20 protein-coding genes are annotated in these 19,658 nt (G+C 63.6%); 15 read left to right on the top strand and 5 right to left on the bottom strand.

The features are described from left to right. Window positions 1-42 precede the first annotated feature (42 nt). Complete coding sequence (locus AB6804_RS13710) at window positions 43-480, bottom strand: PaaI family thioesterase (RefSeq protein WP_035962834.1); 438 nt, start codon at window positions 478-480, stop codon at window positions 43-45. 227 nt (window positions 481-707) lie between these two features. On the opposite strand from AB6804_RS13710, the gene AB6804_RS13705 reads away from it, so the two are divergent. After that, on the top strand, window positions 708-2,249 hold the full coding sequence (locus AB6804_RS13705; RefSeq protein ID WP_370886890.1) for a methyl-accepting chemotaxis protein: 1,542 nt from the start codon (window positions 708-710) through the stop codon (window positions 2,247-2,249). Here the strand turns inward: AB6804_RS13705 and AB6804_RS13700 are convergent. Then, complete coding sequence (locus tag AB6804_RS13700; RefSeq protein ID WP_370886889.1) at window positions 2,237-3,358, bottom strand: AGE family epimerase/isomerase; 1,122 nt, start codon at window positions 3,356-3,358, stop codon at window positions 2,237-2,239. The two genes, AB6804_RS13705 and AB6804_RS13700, sit on opposite strands and share 13 nt — an antisense overlap. Before the next feature lie 103 nt (window positions 3,359-3,461). Between AB6804_RS13700 and AB6804_RS13695 the strand changes: the two genes are divergently transcribed. From AB6804_RS13695 to AB6804_RS13665, 7 genes are all read left to right on the top strand, one after another. Further along, entirely contained in the window at window positions 3,462-4,145 is a 684-nt protein-coding gene (locus tag AB6804_RS13695; RefSeq protein ID WP_035962831.1) for an MgtC/SapB family protein, read from the top strand. A gap of 134 nt (window positions 4,146-4,279) precedes the next feature. After that, the gene (locus AB6804_RS13690; RefSeq protein WP_370886888.1) at window positions 4,280-4,978 is read left to right on the top strand and encodes a hypothetical protein; all 699 of its coding nucleotides are present in this window, start codon (window positions 4,280-4,282) and stop codon (window positions 4,976-4,978) included. A gap of 162 nt (window positions 4,979-5,140) precedes the next feature. Next, entirely contained in the window at window positions 5,141-5,293 is a 153-nt protein-coding gene (locus AB6804_RS13685; protein ID WP_167569254.1) for a hypothetical protein, read from the top strand. Between the two features lie 253 nt (window positions 5,294-5,546). Then, on the top strand, window positions 5,547-6,164 hold the full coding sequence (locus AB6804_RS13680) for a flavin reductase family protein (protein WP_370886887.1): 618 nt from the start codon (window positions 5,547-5,549) through the stop codon (window positions 6,162-6,164). 241 nt (window positions 6,165-6,405) lie between these two features. After that, the gene (locus AB6804_RS13675) at window positions 6,406-7,584 is read left to right on the top strand and encodes a glycine betaine/L-proline ABC transporter ATP-binding protein (RefSeq protein WP_244795429.1); all 1,179 of its coding nucleotides are present in this window, start codon (window positions 6,406-6,408) and stop codon (window positions 7,582-7,584) included. Beyond that, window positions 7,577-8,479, top strand: a complete 903-nt coding sequence (gene choW, locus AB6804_RS13670) for a choline ABC transporter permease subunit (RefSeq protein WP_244795430.1) — start codon at window positions 7,577-7,579, stop codon at window positions 8,477-8,479. Before AB6804_RS13675 ends, choW begins: the two co-directional genes overlap by 8 nt. Before the next feature lie 7 nt (window positions 8,480-8,486). After that, window positions 8,487-9,479 (top strand): GlxA family transcriptional regulator, encoded by a 993-nt coding sequence (locus tag AB6804_RS13665; RefSeq protein WP_035962824.1) that lies wholly within the window; start codon window positions 8,487-8,489, stop codon window positions 9,477-9,479. Window positions 9,480-9,492: 13 nt separating this feature from the next. Here the strand turns inward: AB6804_RS13665 and AB6804_RS13660 are convergent, their stop codons facing one another. The 3 genes from AB6804_RS13660 to AB6804_RS13650 all read right to left on the bottom strand — a co-directional run bounded on the left by AB6804_RS13660 (window position 9,493) and on the right by AB6804_RS13650 (window position 11,825). Further along, window positions 9,493-10,254: a class II aldolase/adducin family protein gene (locus AB6804_RS13660; protein WP_370886886.1), complete on the bottom strand. Its 762-nt coding sequence runs from the start codon at window positions 10,252-10,254 to the stop codon at window positions 9,493-9,495. Between the two features lie 47 nt (window positions 10,255-10,301). Beyond that, window positions 10,302-11,393: a GlxA family transcriptional regulator gene (locus AB6804_RS13655; RefSeq protein WP_370886885.1), complete on the bottom strand. Its 1,092-nt coding sequence runs from the start codon at window positions 11,391-11,393 to the stop codon at window positions 10,302-10,304. A gap of 117 nt (window positions 11,394-11,510) precedes the next feature. Then, entirely contained in the window at window positions 11,511-11,825 is a 315-nt protein-coding gene (locus AB6804_RS13650) for a hypothetical protein (protein WP_370886884.1), read from the bottom strand. 382 nt (window positions 11,826-12,207) lie between these two features. Here AB6804_RS13650 and AB6804_RS13645 point away from each other — a divergent pair, with 382 nt between their 5' ends. From AB6804_RS13645 to AB6804_RS13615, 7 genes are read left to right on the top strand one after another with little or no spacing between them, the layout of a single operon-like run. Next, window positions 12,208-13,602, top strand: coding sequence for an L-serine ammonia-lyase (locus AB6804_RS13645; protein ID WP_370886883.1), 1,395 nt, complete (start codon window positions 12,208-12,210; stop codon window positions 13,600-13,602). A 28-nt stretch (window positions 13,603-13,630) separates the two neighbouring features. After that, window positions 13,631-14,875: a sarcosine oxidase subunit beta family protein gene (locus AB6804_RS13640; RefSeq protein WP_035962815.1), complete on the top strand. Its 1,245-nt coding sequence runs from the start codon at window positions 13,631-13,633 to the stop codon at window positions 14,873-14,875. Between the two features lie 14 nt (window positions 14,876-14,889). After that, a complete protein-coding gene (locus tag AB6804_RS13635) occupies window positions 14,890-15,189 on the top strand; it encodes a sarcosine oxidase subunit delta (RefSeq protein WP_035962813.1) in 300 nt (99 codons plus the stop codon). Next, on the top strand, window positions 15,186-18,188 hold the full coding sequence (locus AB6804_RS13630; protein WP_370886882.1) for a sarcosine oxidase subunit alpha family protein: 3,003 nt from the start codon (window positions 15,186-15,188) through the stop codon (window positions 18,186-18,188). Before AB6804_RS13635 ends, AB6804_RS13630 begins: the two co-directional genes overlap by 4 nt. Next, on the top strand, window positions 18,178-18,831 hold the full coding sequence (locus tag AB6804_RS13625) for a sarcosine oxidase subunit gamma (RefSeq protein ID WP_370886881.1): 654 nt from the start codon (window positions 18,178-18,180) through the stop codon (window positions 18,829-18,831). Before AB6804_RS13630 ends, AB6804_RS13625 begins: the two co-directional genes overlap by 11 nt. Next, window positions 18,828-19,262, top strand: coding sequence for a dihydroneopterin aldolase (locus AB6804_RS13620; RefSeq protein WP_370886880.1), 435 nt, complete (start codon window positions 18,828-18,830; stop codon window positions 19,260-19,262). The genes AB6804_RS13625 and AB6804_RS13620 overlap by 4 nt, the downstream gene beginning before the upstream one ends. Next, window positions 19,259-19,522, top strand: coding sequence for a hypothetical protein (locus AB6804_RS13615; protein ID WP_370886879.1), 264 nt, complete (start codon window positions 19,259-19,261; stop codon window positions 19,520-19,522). Before AB6804_RS13620 ends, AB6804_RS13615 begins: the two co-directional genes overlap by 4 nt. The last annotated feature ends 136 nt before the right edge of the window (window positions 19,523-19,658 follow it).

The raw sequence follows: 19,658 nt of genomic DNA, 5'->3' as shown, positions 1-19,658 counted from the left end.
TGCGGCGAGGCTTTTTCATGGGCGATACAACCGCGAAACGCATCAGGCGTGATAGAACGCCTCGATCGCGCTATCGCCGATGCGCGCAACCGTTCCCTGCGCAACCGCGACCAGCCGCTCGGTGTTGCCATCGGTGACAAAGACATCGCACTGACACGTCGCCTGCGTCATCCCCGCATGAACGACGCGCGCCCGCGCCATCAGCGTGCCTGTCACCGCCGGACGCAGATGATTGATCTTGTATTCCCCCGTGACCACCTTCGGGCCGAGCCGCAGCGCGCCCGCGAAGGTCAGCGCATTGTCGACCAGATAACTCACCACGCCGCCGTGTACGAAGCCGTGCTGCTGCCTCAGCTCGTCGCGGATCGGCAGACACAGCGTGAGACTCGCTGAATCGACCTGCATCAGCTTGGTGCCGAGCAAGGCGCTGAACGGTTGCGCATTCAGCGCACCGCGTGCGATATCGACGATTTCGGCCATTCAGACACTCCTTCGATGGGTTCGGCGCAGTCCTGCAAAGACAATAGGTAGCGAATGCGCGGTGCGCAAGCAGGTTCGGCGGAATTCGTGCAATGGTGCATTTCGGTGCAGCGAACTGCCATAGACAGACTTTCCGCCAAACCATTCAAGCTCCCGGTTGCCGCTGCCGTAAACCCGCAGTGTCGCCGCGAGTTAAAGCGGCTCAATTCGTTAGTCGGGTGAGAGTGATGTTGGGAAAAATAAGAGTTTCATCGGGTTTGCTCGCTGTATTGGTGGTGTTCTGTGTGTTTCAGCTCGTGACCGAAGGGCTCGGGTTCTGGTCGCTCTCGCGCACGCACGACGATGTCGGCAACCTGTCCAACATCGCACTGAAGCAAGTCAACGCGGTCAACAAGACCACGCAGCACTTGATGGACGCGCGCATCAACCTGTCGCGCGCAGGAACGCGCATGGTGCGCGGCGGCGCCGAGCCGGTCGAGATCGTGCAGCATGCGCGTGAAGAGATCGCACTCGCCGACAAGTCGTTCTCCGCGTTCCTCGACGCGCCGAAGACCGGCAACGAGAACGTCGAGCGCACGACCGCGCTGAAGGCGAAGTACGCCGAATACGCGAAGGCGTTGTCGGAACTCGTGCAATATCTCGATTCCAATAACCTGCAGGCGTTTCTGGACCAGCCGACGCAAGGCTTCCAGGACCGCTATCTGGCCGAGCAGCAGAAGTTCGTCGATTTCGGCAATGCATCGAGCAATGCGTATCTCGAATCAATCGATACGCGCTACGGATTGTTCCGCGCAGTGGGTTTCGCAATCGCCCTGGCGCTCATCGCGGGTGTTGCGCTCGTGCACGTCGCGCTGCGCCGTGGCGTGATCGCGCCGCTCGAGGAAGCGGGCCGTCACTTCGAACGCATCGCGCAGGGACGTCTGGACGAGCGCATCGCGGATCGCGGAACCAACGAAATCGGCCGTCTGTTCGCGGGCCTTGCGGCAATGCAGGCGAGCGTCGCGAGCACGGTGAAGACCGTGCGCGAAACGTCGGAGTCGATCAACTTCGGCGCGGATGAAATCGCAAGCGGAAACGCCGATTTGTCGGCGCGCACCGAAAACCAGGCCGCATCGCTGGAAGAAACCGCATCGAGCATGGAAGAGCTGACGGCGACCGTGCGACAGAACGCCGATCACGCCCGCGAAGCCAACACGCTCGCCGGCGATGCGCTCGAAGCCACGTCGCGCGGCTCCAGCGTCGTCGATGACGTGGTCAAGAAGATGCGCGGGATCGCGCAAAGCTCGGACAAGATCGCCGAGATCATTTCGGTGATCGACGGCATCGCGTTCCAGACCAACATTCTCGCGCTCAACGCGGCCGTCGAAGCCGCGCGGGCGGGCGAACAGGGGCGCGGCTTTGCCGTGGTCGCGGGTGAAGTGCGCGGGCTTGCGCAACGCTCGGCGCAATCGGCGAAGGAAATCAAGGAACTGATCGGGGAATCGGTCGCGCAGGTCAGCGACGGCTCGGTGCTCGTCGAGCGGGCCGGCGCGGCAATGCGCGATGTGTCGTCGTCGATTTCCCGCGTGACGCAGATGATGGCGGAGATCAGCGCATCGTCGCTCGAGCAGAGCGTCGGCATCGAACAGGTCAATCAGGCCGTCACGCAGATGGACGAGATGACGCAGCAGAACGCGGCGCTCGTCGAAGAGGCCGCGGCCGCCGCGTCGTCATTGCACGAGCAGACGCGGCAACTGAAGGCGGCGGTGTCCGTGTTTCAGATTGCCTGAAGCGGCAGGCAGGCGTACGCCGTGGCGAGATGATACGGCGTCGTCGAAGGCATGTCCGCGCGGCTGATGTCACCGTCGGCCGAGCGGCACTCGACCCAGCCTTGCTCGTTAAGGAACCGCGTGCGGAAGCGCGCGATTTGCGCGCCGTGCGCATCGCCGCGCGTCGCCAGCGCGCGCAGATATTCGGTCTGCGCCCAGATGCGCTCCGTGCCGTCGATCACGGCGCCGCTTTCGTCCAGCGCGGCGCACACACCGCCCGTCTTCTCGTCGATGCCGTGCTTCTGCGCGAACACGAACGCGCGCTCGAGCGGTTCGTTCAGCCCCGCCGATGCGAACGCCGCGTGCCCGCTGCCGATCGCCAAAAAGTACCATTCGAACTGATGCCCCGGCTCAAGCCGGTTGTCCGCCGCGCCGATCGGCAATTCGGCGATGCAGCCGGTCGGCTCGTGCACGAATGTGCGAGCCACCGATTCGGCGAGCGTCGCGAGGCGTGCGTCGTAGGCGGCGTCGCCGGTGGCTTCGCGCGCCGCGAGCCATGCTTCGGCAAGGTGCATCAGCGGATTCTGCAGCGGTCCTTCGAGCGTCGTCGCGAAGTCCTCGGATAACACGGCGTTCAGGATCGTGCCGCCTATTGCGAAGCGCGTTTCGACCAGCTTCGACGTTTCTTCCAGCAGCGCCAGCGCATCTGCCGAACCGCTTGTCCGCGCGTAATGTGCGCACGCGAAGATCACGAACGCGTGCGTGTACAAGTCCTTTTGGCGCTCGAGCGGCGCGCCGTTTGCATCGACGCTATAGAACCAACCGCCGTTGCGCGTGTCCCGAAAGTAGTGCCGCAACGATTCGAACAGCGTCTTCGCGTGGTCGAGTTCGCCCGCATCCGCGAAAACGAAAAGCTGACGCGCGCACGCCATCGCGCGATAACGCTTCGGCGGCAACGGCGCATGGTCGGCGGGCGCGACGGCTTCGAAGGGCAGGCGCAGGGCCGCGTTGAAGCCGGGGCCGCGCCATATCGGCAGGACGACGTTCGCAAAATGCGCGCGCAACGCGGCGCCGGAATCCGGATTCGTCGATGGCGTCGCGGGTGCGCCATGCTTGGGTCGATTTTGCATACGACTACTCTGTGAAAATGTTCTGGAAAGCTACCAGTAGCCGCTGAAGCATAGCAAACCCCGCCCCGCGCACCAGGGACTCTCAACGACAGGAGGGAAGAAGATGTTAAGCAATGTCGAACTCGTTTCGCGGCTCATCATGGCCGCGGCGTTGGGCAGCGTGATCGGCTTCGAGCGCGAGCGCCTTTCATGGGCGGCGGGGCTGCGCACGCACATGCTCGTGTGCGTCGGATCGGCGCTGATCATGATGGTGTCGGCGTTCGGTTTCGCGGACGCGCTGAAAGGCGATCACGTCGTGCTCGATCCGTCGCGGGTGGCGGCGCAGGTCGTGTCGGGCATCGGCTTTCTGGGCGCGGGATCGATCCTGATGCGCGGCGAAATCGTCCGGGGACTGACGACCGCCGCGAGCCTGTGGTCCGTCGCGGCGATCGGGCTGGCGGTCGGCGGCGGGCTGTACACGGCGTCGATTGCGGCGACGGCGATCATCCTCGTCATTCTCGCGGGCCTCAAGCCGCTGGAACGACGCTTCATCACCGTGAGACAGCGCCGCCAGTTGACGATGCTCGTCGATCGCGGCTCGCTTTCGTTTCACGGCCTGCACGAGGCGCTCGGGCCGGGCAGCGTGCGCGTGAAGCAGTTCGTCGTGCAGCAAAGCGAGGACACGCCCGAGCTGGATGAGGTGCAAGTCGAGCTCTCGCGCGTGTCGTCGCAGGAATATCGGGCGATCTGCGAACGTCTGCGGCAACTGCCGGTCGTGCGGGAGTTTCGCGAGGAGGACGCCAATTGAGCGGCGGCACGCGCATTCCTTGCAAATGCCCGCTGGATAAGGCGCGCAGCCGTGCGACAATGCGACCTCTCGAAAATTATCGCCAGACCGCATGACTGCTGCGCGCCGGCCGTCTCGCCGCAGCCTTTCGACCTATGCCAGATCCCGCTGTACCCCGAAATCCGGATGCCGACGCGTCGTCGGCGAAGTCCAGGCAACGCGCCGAGGCCGACGCCGACGCGCAGAAGAAGCTCGCGCGCGCCGCGCGGCCGGCGCAACGCGCAGCGGAACCGGGCGATGGCCCGCGCTACGGCGAGACGCTCGATCTCTTCGCCGAGGACGCCGAACGCGCCACGCTTCAGGCGCTGAACACGGATATCCGTCAGGGCACGTTCGAGGGTTTCGAGTTGCCGGAAGTGTTTCTGGCTGCGGTGGAGTCGTCGGCTAGGCGGCGCGCGGCGCGAACCGATGCGGCTCCGCGCGAACCGGCGGACGCGCCGGAGCAGGGCGATCTGATCGCGGATGCGCTCACGATTCCGTCGCCGACGTCGAGCAAAGCCGCCGCCATCACATCGCAGGCAAGCGTGGCCTGGATCGCCCCGCCCGCTTTGCGCATCAACGGTGAGGTCCATCCCGCGAGCGCGTTGGCCCATACCGTCCGCGCGACGATCGGCGGCCAAAGCGCAACAACCGTGGCCCATGCCTGCCGCACCAGGTCGATGCTGACCGTCACGCTCTGCACGATGCTCACGACGCTGGCGGCTGGCATCGCGCAGACGATCGCGTTGTTGCACGCCGGGCACCAGGCGACGCTCGCCTTCCAGTCCGACACCGACCCTAACTCGACGCACTAAGCGATTGCCCGCCGTTGCCGGCGAACAGGTCATTTCGACCGGTCATGTAGAAAAACTACAACATTTCTAGCCAAGAAATGTTGCATTGCACTAGAAATCCGGGAGGGGTATCCCTATAATGATTGCTAAGGGAAAACCCTCAATCACTAACCGGAGTCAGACATGAGCTACCTCTTCGCCCTGCTGCAAAAATTTGCTTCGATCTTCGAATCGCCGCATCTGCCGATGGACTCGGATTACTCGTATCAAGCGCGTTTCCGCGAAGCAGAGCGCCAACGCAAGGCACGCAGCACCGCATTCGGCATCCGTCTGTAATGCGTCGCTGAGGGCGGCGCGGGTCATACCAAGTCAGCAATATCCGACGGCAAGACGTCGATTACCCCGCCCGCCAGCTTGCACCGATTCTGTAGTTTTTCTAGCAGTTCTCCTTCGTCGTTGTACGACGAATCCCGCTCCACGCCCCGCAGCGTGCGACGCATCAAGTCTCCTCGCCTGTCCACCGTCCGTTGCCTGATCGGCCGACGCGGTATTCTTTCGTCTCTCCCACTCTGACGCATCGAGCGCCCCTATGATCGGCGACGTCCATTTCTACGACCCCAACGAAGGCCACGGCCTGCCCCATGACCCGTTCAAGGCGATCGTCGCGCCGCGCGTCATCGGCTGGATATCGAGCCGCGACGCGGACGGCAGCGTAAATCTCGCGCCGTACAGCTTTTTCGGCGCGTTCGCGACTTTCCCTTACGTGATCGGCTTTTCGAGCGAAGGCCGCAAGGACAGCATCAGCAACATCGAGGCAACCGGCGAATTTGTCTGGAACATGTCGACGCGTCCGCTCGCCGAGCGCATGAACCGGACGTCGGCGCCAGTGGCGCGCGGCATCGACGAATTCGAGCTTGCGGGCCTGACAAAGGCGCCGGGGCGCAATGTCGGCGTGCCGCACGTGGCCGAATCCCCTGCGGCGCTCGAATGCCGGCTGCTCCAAGTCGTCCGCCTGCACGACCTGGACGGCCAGCCGATGAACAACTGGCTCGCGCTCGGGCAGGTCGTCGGCGTCCATATCCGCAGCGAGTATCTGAAAGACGGTCTCTTCGATACCGCCGCCGCCCGCCCGATCATGCGCGCGGGCTATCGTGCCGACTATGCGGAAATCGGCGAAATGTTCCAGATGCTGCGGCCTAGCGCCTGAACATCGAAAAACGCGCCGGGACTTGTTCCCACGCGACACGCCGCACACTGCCCGCTTTTCTCTTCGCGTTCGCGCAAACCCTTGTCGCACAAGGGTTGCGCCGTCACGCCAGCCGATCCGCCTTTTTCCCTTGTCGTATTTCTTCATGTAGCTGTCGCAAATAGTCGGCTCAGAGCACTTTTTTCTGGCAACTATGTATGCACAGCGCGGACGGCGTCCGCCACGCATCATGGAGAACTCAATGAATTCCCCCAAGGTGGTAGTCGAAGGGCTGTGCAAGGTGTTCGGCAATAGCCCCAAACAGGCGATCGACATGCTGGCCGGCGGCGCGACGAAGGAAGAAGTCTTCGCGCGCACCGGGCAGATCGTCGGTGTTCATAACGTCTCTTTCGATGTGCAGGAAGGCGAGATCTTCGTGCTGATGGGCCTGTCCGGTTCGGGCAAGTCGACACTGATCCGGCTCATCAACCGGCTCGTCGATCCGACCGCCGGCAAGGTGCTGATCGACGGACGCGACGTCGCCGCCGTGCCGCGCTCGGAACTGACCGCGCTGCGCCGCAAGGACATGAGCATGGTGTTCCAGTCGTTCGCGCTGATGCCGCAACGCACCGTGCTGTCCAACGCGGCGTTCGGGCTCGAAGTCGCGGGCGTCGGGCGCAAGGAACGCGAAAAGCGCGCGATGACCGTGCTCGAGCAGGTGGGCCTCGCGCCCTTCGCGCAGAAGCTGCCGGCGCAACTCTCGGGCGGCATGCAGCAGCGCGTCGGGCTGGCGCGGGCGCTTGCCGTCAATCCGTCGCTGATGATCATGGACGAAGCGTTCTCCGCGCTCGATCCGCTCAAGCGCAAGGAAATGCAGAACGTCCTGCTCGACCTGCAACGCGAGCAGCGCCGCACGATTCTTTTCGTGTCGCACGATCTGGAAGAAGCGATGCGCATCGGCACGCGCATCGCGATCATGGAAGGCGGCCGGGTCGTGCAAATCGGCACGCCGCAGGAAATCATCACGAATCCCGCCGACGACTATGTGCAGGCGTTCTTCGACGGCATCGACACGAGCCGCTATCTGACGGCCGGCGATCTGATGCAGACCGACGCCGTCCCGCTGATGAAGCACTCGCCGCAAATCGACGCATCGAGCGTCGCGGCGACGCTCAATGGCAGCGCCGACTATGCGTTCGTGCTCGACGCGCAGCGCCGCATTCGCGGCTTCGTCGGCCGCGATGCGAACGGCAACGTCGTGCCCCAGATCAATCACATCGAATGCATCGAGCGCAGCATGACGCTCGACGACGTCGTGAACCGTGTCGTCGCGAGCCGGGCGCCGCTGCCTGTCGTCGATGCGGACGGTTCATATTGCGGTTCGGTCAACAAGACGAACGTGCTGCAGGTTCTAACGCGCCATCGAGGTTCCCATGTCTGAAATTATTCCGCTCGGTAGCTGGGTCGATCAGGGCGTCCACTATCTGCTCGACCACGACGCGAAAACCTTCGATGCCATCGGCAAGGTCATCGAGAGTTTTGCTGCGGTCATCGAACATGGCTTGCAGGCCATTCCGATGTGGGCGCTCATGGCGCTGTTCGTCGGCATCGGCTTGTGGCGGGTCGGCTGGCGCTTCGCGGCGTTCACGCTGCTGTCGCTTCTGCTGATCTACGCGACCGGCTTCTACGACCAGATGGTCATCACGCTGGGTCTTACGTTATCCTCAACGTTAATCAGCCTGCTGATGGGCATCCCGCTCGGCATCTGGACCGCGAAGAGCAAGTATGTCGAGATGACCGTGCGTCCCGTGCTCGACCTGATGCAGACGATGCCGGCCTTCGTGTACCTCATCCCCGCCGCGATGCTCTTCGGCCTTGGCCGCGTGCCCGGCATTCTTTCGACCGTCATCTTCGCGATGCCGCCCGCGGTGCGCCTCACGTCGCTCGGCATCAAGCACGTGAACCGCGAGATCGTGGAAGCGGGCCAGGCGTTTGGCTGCACGTCGTGGCAGTTGCTCTATAAGGTGCAGATTCCGAACGCGCTGCCGTCGATCATGACCGGCGTGAACCAGACGATCATGATGGCACTGTCGATGGTCATCATCGCGTCGATGGTCGGTGCGGGCGGTCTCGGCAACGATGTGCTCGCAAGCATTCAGCGGCTCGATATCGGCCTCGGTTTCGAAAGCGGCTTGTCGGTGGTGCTGCTTGCGATCATCCTCGATCGCATCACGGAGAGCTTCGGCCGTTCGCCGGGCATGGCGCGCGCTCCGCTGTTCTCGGGTCTGCGCAACGTGATGCGCGTGCGCCGCGCGCCGGCTGCGCAACAGGGTTGATGCGCCCATGAAGCGTGATGCGATCGTCCCGGCGGCAGCGGAATCGCCTCTTGCGAATCTCGCGCACTTCGGCTTCCTGACGCTGCCGAATTTCTCGATGATCGCATTCACGAGCGCGGTCGAAGTGCTGCGCATGGCCAACTACGTGGGCCGCGCGCAGCACTACACGTGGTCGGTCATCACGCCGGACGGCGAGCCGGCGCGAGCAAGCAACGGCATCACCGTGAAGCCGACGACGACGCTCGACGAGGCCGGCATGCCCGATGTGCTGATCGTCTGCGCGGGCTGGCACGTCGCCGATTATGTCGACGACACCGTCATCGCCCTGTTGCAGCGTGCGCACGACGCGGGCATTCCGCTCGGCGGCATCTGCACCGGTCCTTATGCGTTGCTCGCGGCCAAGCTGCTCGATGGCTATCGCTGCACGGTGCATTGGGAAGACATGTCGCCGTTGAACAAGCGCTTCCCGCATGTGCGTTTCGCCGACGAACTCTTCGTGATCGACCGCGATCGCGTGACCTGCACGGGCGGCACCGCACCGCTCGATCTGATGCTCAACCTCGTCGGCCTGAGACTCGGGCAACCGGTAGCCGCTCAGGTGTCCGAACAATTCATCGTAGAGCGCATACGCGGTTCGAGCGACTATCAGCACATACCCGTCGATGCGCGCGTCGGCTTCTCGCGTGCGGAGCTGGTTGAAGTCGTCCGGCTGATGGAGGCCAACATCGAAGAGCCGCTATCGCTCGATGAACTTGCGCGGCTCGTGCATCTGTCGCAACGTCACTTGCAGCGCATGTTCAAGATGTTCCTCAACGTGTCGCCGACGCATTACTACCTGACGCTGCGCCTGCGACGCGCCCGTGATCTGTTGCGCAACACCGATGCGTCCATTGCGCGCGTGACGAGCATCTGCGGATTCCATTCGCCTTGCCATTTCAGCAAGGCGTATCGCGCGCAATACGGTCATGCGCCGAGCATGGAGCGGCGTCTTTCCGCGTGACGCCCGTCGAAAGCTAGGTTCGATAGTCTGTCTTGCCGCCCTCGATCATCCGCAACGCGGCCTGCCATTGCAGCGCGGTCACGCCTTCGATTTCGTCGCTCCGATACTGCCCGGCGGTGATTTCGCACACTCTGGCGGACGGGATATTCAGTTCCACGCCGCCCGCGAGCGCGCGCAACTGGATCTCGCATGCGCGCTCCAGAAAGTACATCTCCTGAAACGCAGTCGGAACCGAATTGCCGCACGCGAGCAGGCCGTGGTTGCGCAGGATCATCGCGTTGTGCGGGCCGAGATCGTTGACGAGACGGTCGCGTTCGGCGAGATCGAGCGCGATGCCCTCGTAGTCGTGATACGCGAGATGCCCGTAATACTTCAGCGCGTGCTGGCTGATCGGCAGAAGGCCCTGCTTTTGCGCCGATACCGCCGCGCCGGCGGGCGTATGCGTGTGCACGACGCACACCACATCGGGCCGCGCCATGTGAATCGCGGAATGAATCGTGAAGCCGGCCGGATTGACGAGATACCGCTCGGGATGCGCGGCATCGGCATTCACGGGGCGGCCTTCGCTGTCGATACGCACGAGATCCGACGCGCGCATTTCATCGAAGAGCACGCCGTATCGGTTGATGAGAAAGTGATGCTCCGGTCCCGGCACGCGCGCGCTGATGTGCGTGAAGATCATGTCGGTCCAGCGGAAATGCGCGATCACGCGATACAGCGCCGCCAGATCGCAACGCAATGCCCATTCTTCCTGCGAATAACCTTGAGTCTCCATGCCGCTTCTCCTATAGGTGAGGCCGCGGGCAACGTGGAACAGGTGCGCTAGATTGCTTGCGCGCGGCCGGGGAAAGTCTCGTCGTAGTCCATTGCGTGATGCGCTGTCTCTTCGGCGTCCTGTGCGCCGCGCTGCTCACGATACATCATCGGCGGAAGGCCGAATTGCTTGCGAAACTCGCGGCCAAGATGCGATGCATCCGAGAAGCCGCAACTCGACGCGATATCGGCCACGGTTTTATCCGAACTCGTCAGCAGCCACGCGGCCGTGCGCAGACGCACCTGTTTCGCGTACGCCTGCGGCGCCTTGCCGGTCTCCGCCTTGAAGAGGCGTTCGAGCTGACGCGTGGACATATCGAGCTTGTGCGCGAGTTCGTCGAGCGTCAGCGTGCGGCCAACGTGCTGTTCCATCAGCAGGATCGCGCGCTTGACCTTCGGATGCGTAGCCGGCGCGAGACCCGGCGGATGCGGCTGCGGCGCGTTGCCCTTCTGCATGTCGTCGACGAGCAGGATGCGCAGCGCCTTCTGCACCGTCGCGGTCTCGAAGTGACGCAGCAGAATGGCGGCGGCCACGTCGATGGACGCGCGCCCGCCCGAACACGTAATGCGCCTTCTGTCGATGACGAAGAGCCGGTCGGCGACGAGCATCTGTTCGTCCGCATGCGGGAATCGCTCCACGAAGTCCCAGTAGTGGAACCAGCTCACGCACACGCGATGGCCGTCGAGCACGCCCGCGCGCATCAGTGTGAACACGCCCGTGCACATGCCGACGATCGTCGCGTTGGCTGCGGCGGCGCGGCGGATGAACTGCAGCGTGACTTCGCTCGCGGACGGTCCCGAGTGCAGCAAGCCGCCAACGACGACTACGTAATCGTACGGCTCCGCCTTCTCGAAGGTTTCCCACGGCGTGATCTGAATGCCGCAACTCGCGCGCACGGGCGCAAGCGTTTCGCCGATCACGCTCCATGAGCAGCGTACCGGGCGGCTGAAATCGCCTTCGTCGGCGGACAGACGCAGCAGATCGACGAAACCGGAAAACGCGGTCAGCGTGAAGTTCGGCAACAGCACGATGCCGAAGCGAATACGTGATTTCGACTGGCCGTCGATGGAGAGCGGCGGAAGGGAATCGGCGGGGTTCATGCGTGTGACGTGCGGCGGCTGGACGTTATGCAGCGAGCATAACACCGGGCGCGCGCCATGCACGCATGATCAGAAACGGGAGAGCGCCACGCTGCGTGGCGCGGCGTAGAGGAGAATTCAGCCGCCGAGAACGGCGAAGGCCCAGGCGAACACGCCGCCGAGAAGCGCGCCCGTCGAACGGCCGAGCACACTGGCGATGGTGTAATCGCCCCAGCGTTGCTCGATTTCGGCCTTCAATACGCCGAAGTAGCGCAGGGCGGGATCGATGGAGCACGCGATGACCAGTGCGCCCCAGAGCGGGACGTATCGCGTGAGGATGTGATCCGGGGAGACCAGGCCGACTGCCTGAAGCGCGCCGACGACACTCGCGCCGATCACGAACGCGAGAACCCAGGACTTGAAGAACTGATCGGGAAGAGCGTGACTATCCATTGCTGTGAACCGGTGAAGGGAAGATCGAGAAGGAGAGGCTGCGGGTCTTGGGTCGCCGGCCACTCGCGGACCTAGGGAATATACCGAGACGCGCCTTTTCAGCCTCTCGGACCAGTCTCAAAAACATCCGGTTTTGCAACGAATCGGCGCAGAAACGCGCCGCGATCGAATCGCTCTGTTACGCGCCGACCTTCGATGGCGCGTCGGGAATCGTAGGAAATCCGTCATGGGCGGCGCTTCCAAAAAATGGCTGACGCCGCCATCCCATTTCGATGCCGTTTTTGTTCTATCAGCCGGAATTGCGGTTTGGTGCAATGTGCCCATGTCGTGATCGGGTCTTTGCCCGGTCACGCAACCGAACCGCCAAGCCTGAGGGCACGCCATGAATGTCAGCGTTTTCGATCTGTTCAAGATCGGCATCGGTCCTTCCAGCTCGCACACGGTCGGCCCGATGATCGCGGCATGCCGCTTTGCATCGCATATCGAAGACGCGAATCTGCTGGGTTTCGTCACGCGCGTGCGGGCGGAACTGTTCGGCTCGCTCGGTGCGACCGGCAAGGGCCACGGCACGGACAAGGCCGTGCTGCTCGGCCTCGAAGGGAATCTGCCCGATCTGATCGATCCCGACATGATCGCGCCGCGTCTCCAGGAGATCCGCGAAACGCGGCGCCTGATGCTGCTCGGCAAGCACGCCGTTGCGTTCGAGGAGCGCGAGCACATCGGCTTCTATCGGAAGCTGATGCCGGGTGCGGCGGGATCGAGCATCGTGCATCCGAATGGCATGCGCTTTCAGGCTTTCGACGAACACGGCCAGTTGCTCGTGGAGAAGGAGTATTACTCGATCGGCGGCGGCTTCGTGGTGAATCGCGAAGGCGATCGCGTGAACGGCGTGCGCGCCGGCGGCAACGTGCCGTATCCGTTTCGCACCGGCGACGACCTGATGCGCGTCTGCCGGGAGACAGGTCTGTCTATCGCCGATATCGCGATGCAGAACGAATGCGCGAATCGCAGCGAAACCGAGGTGCGCGAAGGCATGCTCGCCGTGTGGCGCGTGATGGCCGCGTGCGTCGAGCGCGGCTGCAAGGAACGCGGCGAATTGCCCGGCCCGATGCATGTGAAGCGCCGTGCCGCCGATCTGAGCGCGCAATTGCGTTCGCGCTCCGAGGAATCGCTGCGCGATCCGCTTTCGATGCTCGACTGGGTCAATCTCTATGCGATGGCCGTCAACGAAGAGAACGCATCGGGCGGGCGGGTCGTGACCGCGCCGACCAATGGCGCGGCTGGCGTGATTCCCGCCGTGCTGCACTACTACGTCAAGTTCATGCACGGCTCGAACGACGAAGGCATCGTGCGCTTCCTTCTGACGGCGGCGGCCATCGGCATCATCTACAAGGAGACGGCGTCTATCTCGGGCGCGGAAGTGGGCTGCCAGGGCGAAGTGGGCGTCGCGTGCTCGATGGCCGCCGCCGCGCTCGCAGCCGTGATGGGCGGCACGCCCGCGCAAGTCGAGAACGCCGCTGAAATCGGCATGGAACACAACCTCGGCATGACCTGCGATCCGGTCGGCGGCCTCGTGCAGATTCCATGCATCGAGCGTAACGCGATGGGCGCGATCAAGGCGATCAACGCCGCGCGCATGGCGATGAAGGGCGACGGCACGCATTACGTGTCGCTCGATTCGGTCATCAAGACGATGCGCGAAACCGGCGCCGACATGAAGACGAAATACAAGGAGACGTCGCGCGGCGGGCTGGCCGTGAACGTCATCGAGTGCTGAAACACCGCTACGAAACAAGGGAAACACCATGAGCCGCTATTCGATATTCAGCCTGCTGCGCAACGGCATGTCGTATCACGAGAACTGGGAGCGTCAGTGGCGCAGTCCCGAGCCGAAGCGCGAATACGACGTGGTCATCGTCGGTGGCGGCGGGCACGGCCTCGCGACTGCTTACTACCTCGCGAAGGAGCACGGCATCACCAATGTCGCGATCCTCGAGAAGGGGTGGATCGGCGGCGGCAATACGGCGCGCAACACGACCATCGTGCGTTCGAACTATCTGTGGGACGAGTCCGCTGCACTGTACGAGAAGGCGATGAAGCTGTGGGAAGGGCTGTCGCAAGACCTCAACTACAACGTGATGTTCAGCCAGCGCGGCGTGATGAATCTCGCGCATACGCTGCAGGACGTGCGCGATACCGAGCGCCGCGTGAACGCGAACCGTCTCAATGGCGTCGATGCCGAATTCCTCACGCCGGCGCAGATCAAGGAGATCGAGCCGACCATCAACCTCAATAGCCGTTATCCGGTGCTGGGTGCGTCGATTCAGCGTCGCGGCGGCGTCGCGCGTCACGATGCGGTCGCGTGGGGCTATGCGCGCGGCGCGGACCAGGCGGGCGTCGACATCATTCAGAACTGCCAGGTCGTGGGCATCCGGCGCGAAGGCAATCGCGTGACCGGCGTCGATACGACCAAAGGCCATATCAAGGCGAAGAAGGTCGCGGTCGTCGCAGCGGGCAACACGACGACGATCGCCGACATGGCGGGCGTGCGTCTGCCGATCGAAAGCCATCCGTTGCAGGCGCTGGTATCGGAGCCGATCAAGCCCGTGGTCAACACCGTCGTGATGTCGAATGCCGTGCACGCGTACATCAGCCAGTCCGACAAGGGCGATCTCGTGATTGGCGCGGGCGTGGATCAATACACAGGCTTCGGTCAGCGCGGCAGTTTCCACATCATCGAAGGCACGCTGGAAGCCATCGTCGAGATGTTCCCCGTGTTCTCGCGCGTGCGGATGAACCGGCAGTGGGGCGGCATCGTCGATGTGTCGCCGGATGCATGCCCAATCATCAGCAAGACCGACGTCAAGGGCCTGTACTTCAACTGCGGCTGGGGCACGGGCGGCTTCAAGGCGACGCCCGGTTCGGGCTGGGCGTACGCGCACACCATCGCGAAGGACGAGCCGCACGCGCTGAATGCGCCGTTCTCGCTGGATCGTTTCTATACCGGTCACCTGATCGACGAACACGGCGCTGCCGCCGTCGCGCACTAAAGGGAGTTGCAAACATGTTGCTGATCGAATGCCCCTGGTGCGGGCCGCGCGCCGAAACCGAGTTTTCCTGCGGCGGCGAAGCCGACATTGCGCGTCCGCTGGATACCGAGAAGCTCACCGACAAGGAATGGGGCGACTACCTCTTCATGCGCCGCAATCCGCGCGGCGTGCATCGCGAGCAATGGATGCACGCGCAGGGCTGCCGCCGCTGGTTCAAGGCTCAGCGCGACACGGTGTCATACGAGATTCAGGGCTACGAGACGTTCGACCGTCCGCTGGCTGCGATGGACAACAAGGAGGGAGCGTCGAAATGAGCCAGAAAGACCGACTCGCCACGGGTGGGCGCATCAATCGCGCGATCGCGCTGACCTTCACGTTCAATGGCAAGACGTATCAGGGCTATCAGGGCGATACGCTCGCCTCCGCGTTGCTCGCGAACGGACAGCACTTCGTCGCGCGTAGCTGGAAGTATCACCGGCCGCGCGGCATCGTAACGGCGGGCGTCGAAGAGCCGAATGCAGTCGTGCAGCTCGAAACCGGCGCTTATACGGTGCCGAACGCGCGCGCCACGGAAGTCGAGCTGTATCAGGGCCTCGTCGCATCGAGCGTGAATGCGAAGCCGAACATCGAGAACGATCGCATGGCGGTCAATCAGAAGATCGCGCGCTTCATTCCGGCAGGCTTCTACTACAAGACGTTCATGTGGCCGCGCAAGCTGTGGCCGAAGTACGAAGAAGTGATTCGCGATGCAGCCGGCCTCGGCAAAGCGCCCGTAGAGCGCGATGCCGACCGCTACGACAAGTGCTTCGCGCATTGCGACGTGATGGTGGTCGGCGGCGGGCCATCGGGTCTTGCCGCAGCGTATGCGGCGGGCATGTCCGGCGCACGCGTGATCCTCGTCGACGATCAGCCGGAACTCGGCGGCTCACTGCTGTCGTGCCGCGCGGAGATCGACGGCAAGCCGGCGCTGCAATGGGTTCAAAAGATCGAAGGCGAACTGCGCAAGATGCCCGACGTGAAGATCCTTTCGCGCAGCACGGCGTTCGGCTATCAGGATCACAACCTCGTCACCGTGACGCAGCGCCTGACCGAGCATCTGCCCGTGTCGACTCGCAAGGGCACGCGCGAACTGATGTGGAAAGTGCGCGCGAAACGCGTGGTGCTCGCGACCGGCGCGCACGAGCGCCCCATCGTGTTCGGCAACAACGATCTGCCGGGCGTGATGCTGGCGTCGGCGGTATCGACGTATCTGCATCGGTATGCGGTGCTGCCGGGACGCAACGCGGTGGTGTTCACGAATAACGACGACGCCTACCAGTGCGCGCTCGATCTTAAGGCCGCAGGCGCGAACGTGACGGTCGTCGATCCCCGTCCGATGGAATCGAAAGGCGCATTGCCCGCCGCCGCGCGGCGCTATGGCGTGCGCGTGCTGAACGACGCGGTGATCACGGCGGCGCATGGCAAGCTGCGCGTGTCGTCGGTGGAAGTTGCTTCGTTTGCGAAGGGCCAGGTCGGCGCGAAGCAAACGGACCTGCAATGCGATCTGGTCGCGATGTCGGGCGGCTGGAGCCCGGTGCTGCATCTGTTCGCGCAATCGGGCGGCAAGGCGCACTGGCACGACGAGAAAGCGTGCTTCGTTCCCGGCAAGGCGATGCAGGCCGAAAGCAGCGTCGGCGCATGCGCGGGCGAATTTACGCTGGCGCGCGGCATTCGCTTCGGTCTCGATGCCGGCGCGGAAGCGGCGCGTGCGGCGGGTCATATCGTTGCGCGGCCGGCGCCGGTGAAGGTCGCGGAAATCGCGGAAGCGCCGCTCTTGCCGCTGTGGCTCGTCGGCGGCCGCGAACTTGCAACGCGCGGTCCGAAGCAGTTCGTCGACTTCCAGAACGATGTCTCCGCCGCCGACATCTTCCTCGCGGCGCGTGAAGGCTTCGAATCGGTGGAGCACGTCAAGCGTTATACGGCGATGGGCTTCGGCACGGATCAGGGCAAGCTCGGCAACATCAACGGCATGGCGATTCTCGCGCAGGCGCTCGGCAAGACCATTCCCGAGACGGGCACGACCACCTTCCGCCCGAACTACACGCCTGTGACCTTCGGCACGTTCGCGGGCCGCGAGCTCGGCGAGTTCCTCGATCCGGTGCGCAAGACCGCGATTCACGAATGGCACGTGCAGAACGGCGCGATGTTCGAGGATGTCGGCAACTGGAAGCGCCCGTGGTATTACCCGCGCGGCAACGAGGACATGCACGCGGCGGTCGCGCGTGAATCGCTGGCGGTGCGGCAGAGCGTCGGCATTCTCGATGCATCGACGCTCGGCAAGATCGACATTCAGGGTCCGGACAGCGCGAAGCTGCTCAACTGGATGTACACGAATCCGTGGAGCAAGCTCGAGGTGGGCAAATGCCGTTATGGTCTGATGCTCGATGAAAACGGCATGATTTTCGACGATGGCGTGACCGTGCGCCTCGCCGAACATCACTACATGATGACGACGACCACCGGCGGCGCGGCGCGCGTGCTGACGTGGCTCGAACGCTGGCTGCAGACGGAGTGGCCCGACATGCGCGTGCGGCTCGCATCCGTGACGGATCACTGGGCGACGTTCGCCGTCGTCGGCCCGAACAGCCGCAAGGTGCTGCAGAAGGTGTGTCAGGACATCGACTTCGCGAATGCCGCTTTCCCGTTCATGAGCTATCGCGATGGCACGGTGGCGGGCGCATCGGCGCGTGTGATGCGCATCAGCTTCTCGGGCGAGCTTGCCTACGAAGTGAACGTGCCGGCCAACGTGGGCCGCGCGGTGTGGGAAGCACTGATGGAAGCGGGCGCGGAGTTCGACATCACGCCGTACGGCACCGAGACGATGCACGTGCTGCGTGCGGAGAAGGGCTACATCATCGTCGGCCAGGATACCGACGGTTCGATGACCCCGTATGACCTCGGCATGGGCGGGCTCGTCGCGAAGTCGAAGGACTTCATCGGCAAGCGTTCGCTCACGCGCTCGGATACGGCGAAGGCCGGGCGCAAGCAGTTCGTCGGGCTGCTGACGGATGATCCGTCGGTCGTGCTGCCGGAAGGCGCGCAGATCGTCGCGGGTCCGTTCCAGGGCGATACCGCGCCAATGCTTGGCCATGTCACGTCCAGTTATTTCAGCCCTGTTTTAAAGCGTTCGATTGCGTTGGCCGTCGTGAAGGGCGGTCTCGACAAGATCGGCGAAGCGGTCATGATCCCGCTTGCGAACGGCAAGCAGGTCAATGCGAAGATCACCAGTTCTGTGTTCTATGACAGCGAAGGAGCACGTCAGCATGTTGAATGAGATCAAGGGTTCCTCGACTGTCGTCGATCGGGTGACGGTCGGGCAGGGCGTGTGGCAGGAGTCGCCGCTCGTGGGTGCGGATGCGTTGTTGAAGGCGCATCAGGCGGGCGCGTCGAAGGCGTTTCGTTTGACGGAGCGGCCGTTCCTTCAGCTCGTGAACGTGCGCGGCGATACGCGCGATGCCGCCTTCTTGCGCGCCGTGGAGGCCGTGATTGGATGTGCACCGCCGGAGAAGCCGAACACGGTCGCGAAAGGCAACGGCTATGACGTGCTGTGGCTCGGCCCGGACGAGTGGCTCGTGGTTTCCGAAGCGGCGCACGACGCATCGCGTGCCGCGCCGCTGGAAGCGCGGTTGCGTGAAGCATTCGCGGGTGCGTTCGCAGCGGCGGTGGATATCGGTAGCGGCTACACGGTGCTCGACATCGACGGACCGCGCACGCGCGAGGTCCTGTCGCGCGGCTGTCCGCTCGATCTGCATCCGAAGGTATTCGGTGCTGGACAGTGTGCGCAGAGCCATTACTTCAAGGCGTCGCTGACGCTGGTGCCGCTCGGTGGCGATCGCTTCGAACTCATCGTGCGTCGCAGCTTTGCGGATTACTTCGTGAAGATCATGCTCGATGCCGCCGAGCCGCTGTTGTCGTGAAGCCGTTCGAGCCTCTGAATGCCGGCGGGCAGGGCTGGCGCGTCGTCGTCGATGAGCTCGTCGTGATGACGCGCATTGGCCTGTACGAGCATGAGCATCGCGCGCCGCAGGCTGTGTCGATCGATGCGAGCCTGCGGTATCGCGGTACGCCGCATGAAGCGTGCGATGGTCTCATCGATTACGAAGCGTGGTGCAATCGGGTCACGGCATATTTGCATGAGAAGCCGCATACGCGATTGCTCGAGACGCTGGCGGTGGAAATTGCGGCGTTGTCGTTCGACGCATGGCCCGCGCTCGATGCGCTCACGCTGACGCTACATAAGCCGAAGATTCGCGAGGGCACGCGGCGGCTTGCGCTCGAACTCGACTGGCGTCGTGCCGATTACGATGCCTGGCGCGCGCATCGTGCCGTGGATGCAGTGAGCGCATGAACGCATCGCGCGATACGGCGGCGCGGCTGTCCGAACGCGCGTATAGGGATCGCGACGCGCGTGCCGCGCTTGCTTTGCTTGAGCGGAGCATTGCGTTGAAGCACAGGCGAATCGCGCTGATTCGCTATCTGCACGCGCAGTATCTCGATGCACCGCTGGAAGCGCGGCATCACGAGTATGTCAAGACGATTGCCGCCAGACTCAGTGCCGACGCGTTGATGCGCGTAGCGGCGGCGGCGAGGGGCAGGGTCGGGGGGTGAGGGCGTTCAACGAACTCAGAAGTCGCTCTCAACCAACCTCACGTCGCATTCCCCCCATCGAACGCCGCTGAAACCCCCTACTCTCCCTTCAGGGCCGCGAGCATCGCACGCAGAGAGAAAGCCCGCGCCTGCCGTT

It is taken from the genome of Caballeronia sp. RCC_10 (assembly GCF_041360715.1).
Taxonomy (GTDB): domain Bacteria; phylum Pseudomonadota; class Gammaproteobacteria; order Burkholderiales; family Burkholderiaceae; genus Caballeronia; species Caballeronia grimmiae.
The sequence above is the reverse complement of the archived record's forward strand: the minus strand, read 5'-3'. Positions and strand labels throughout refer to the sequence as shown.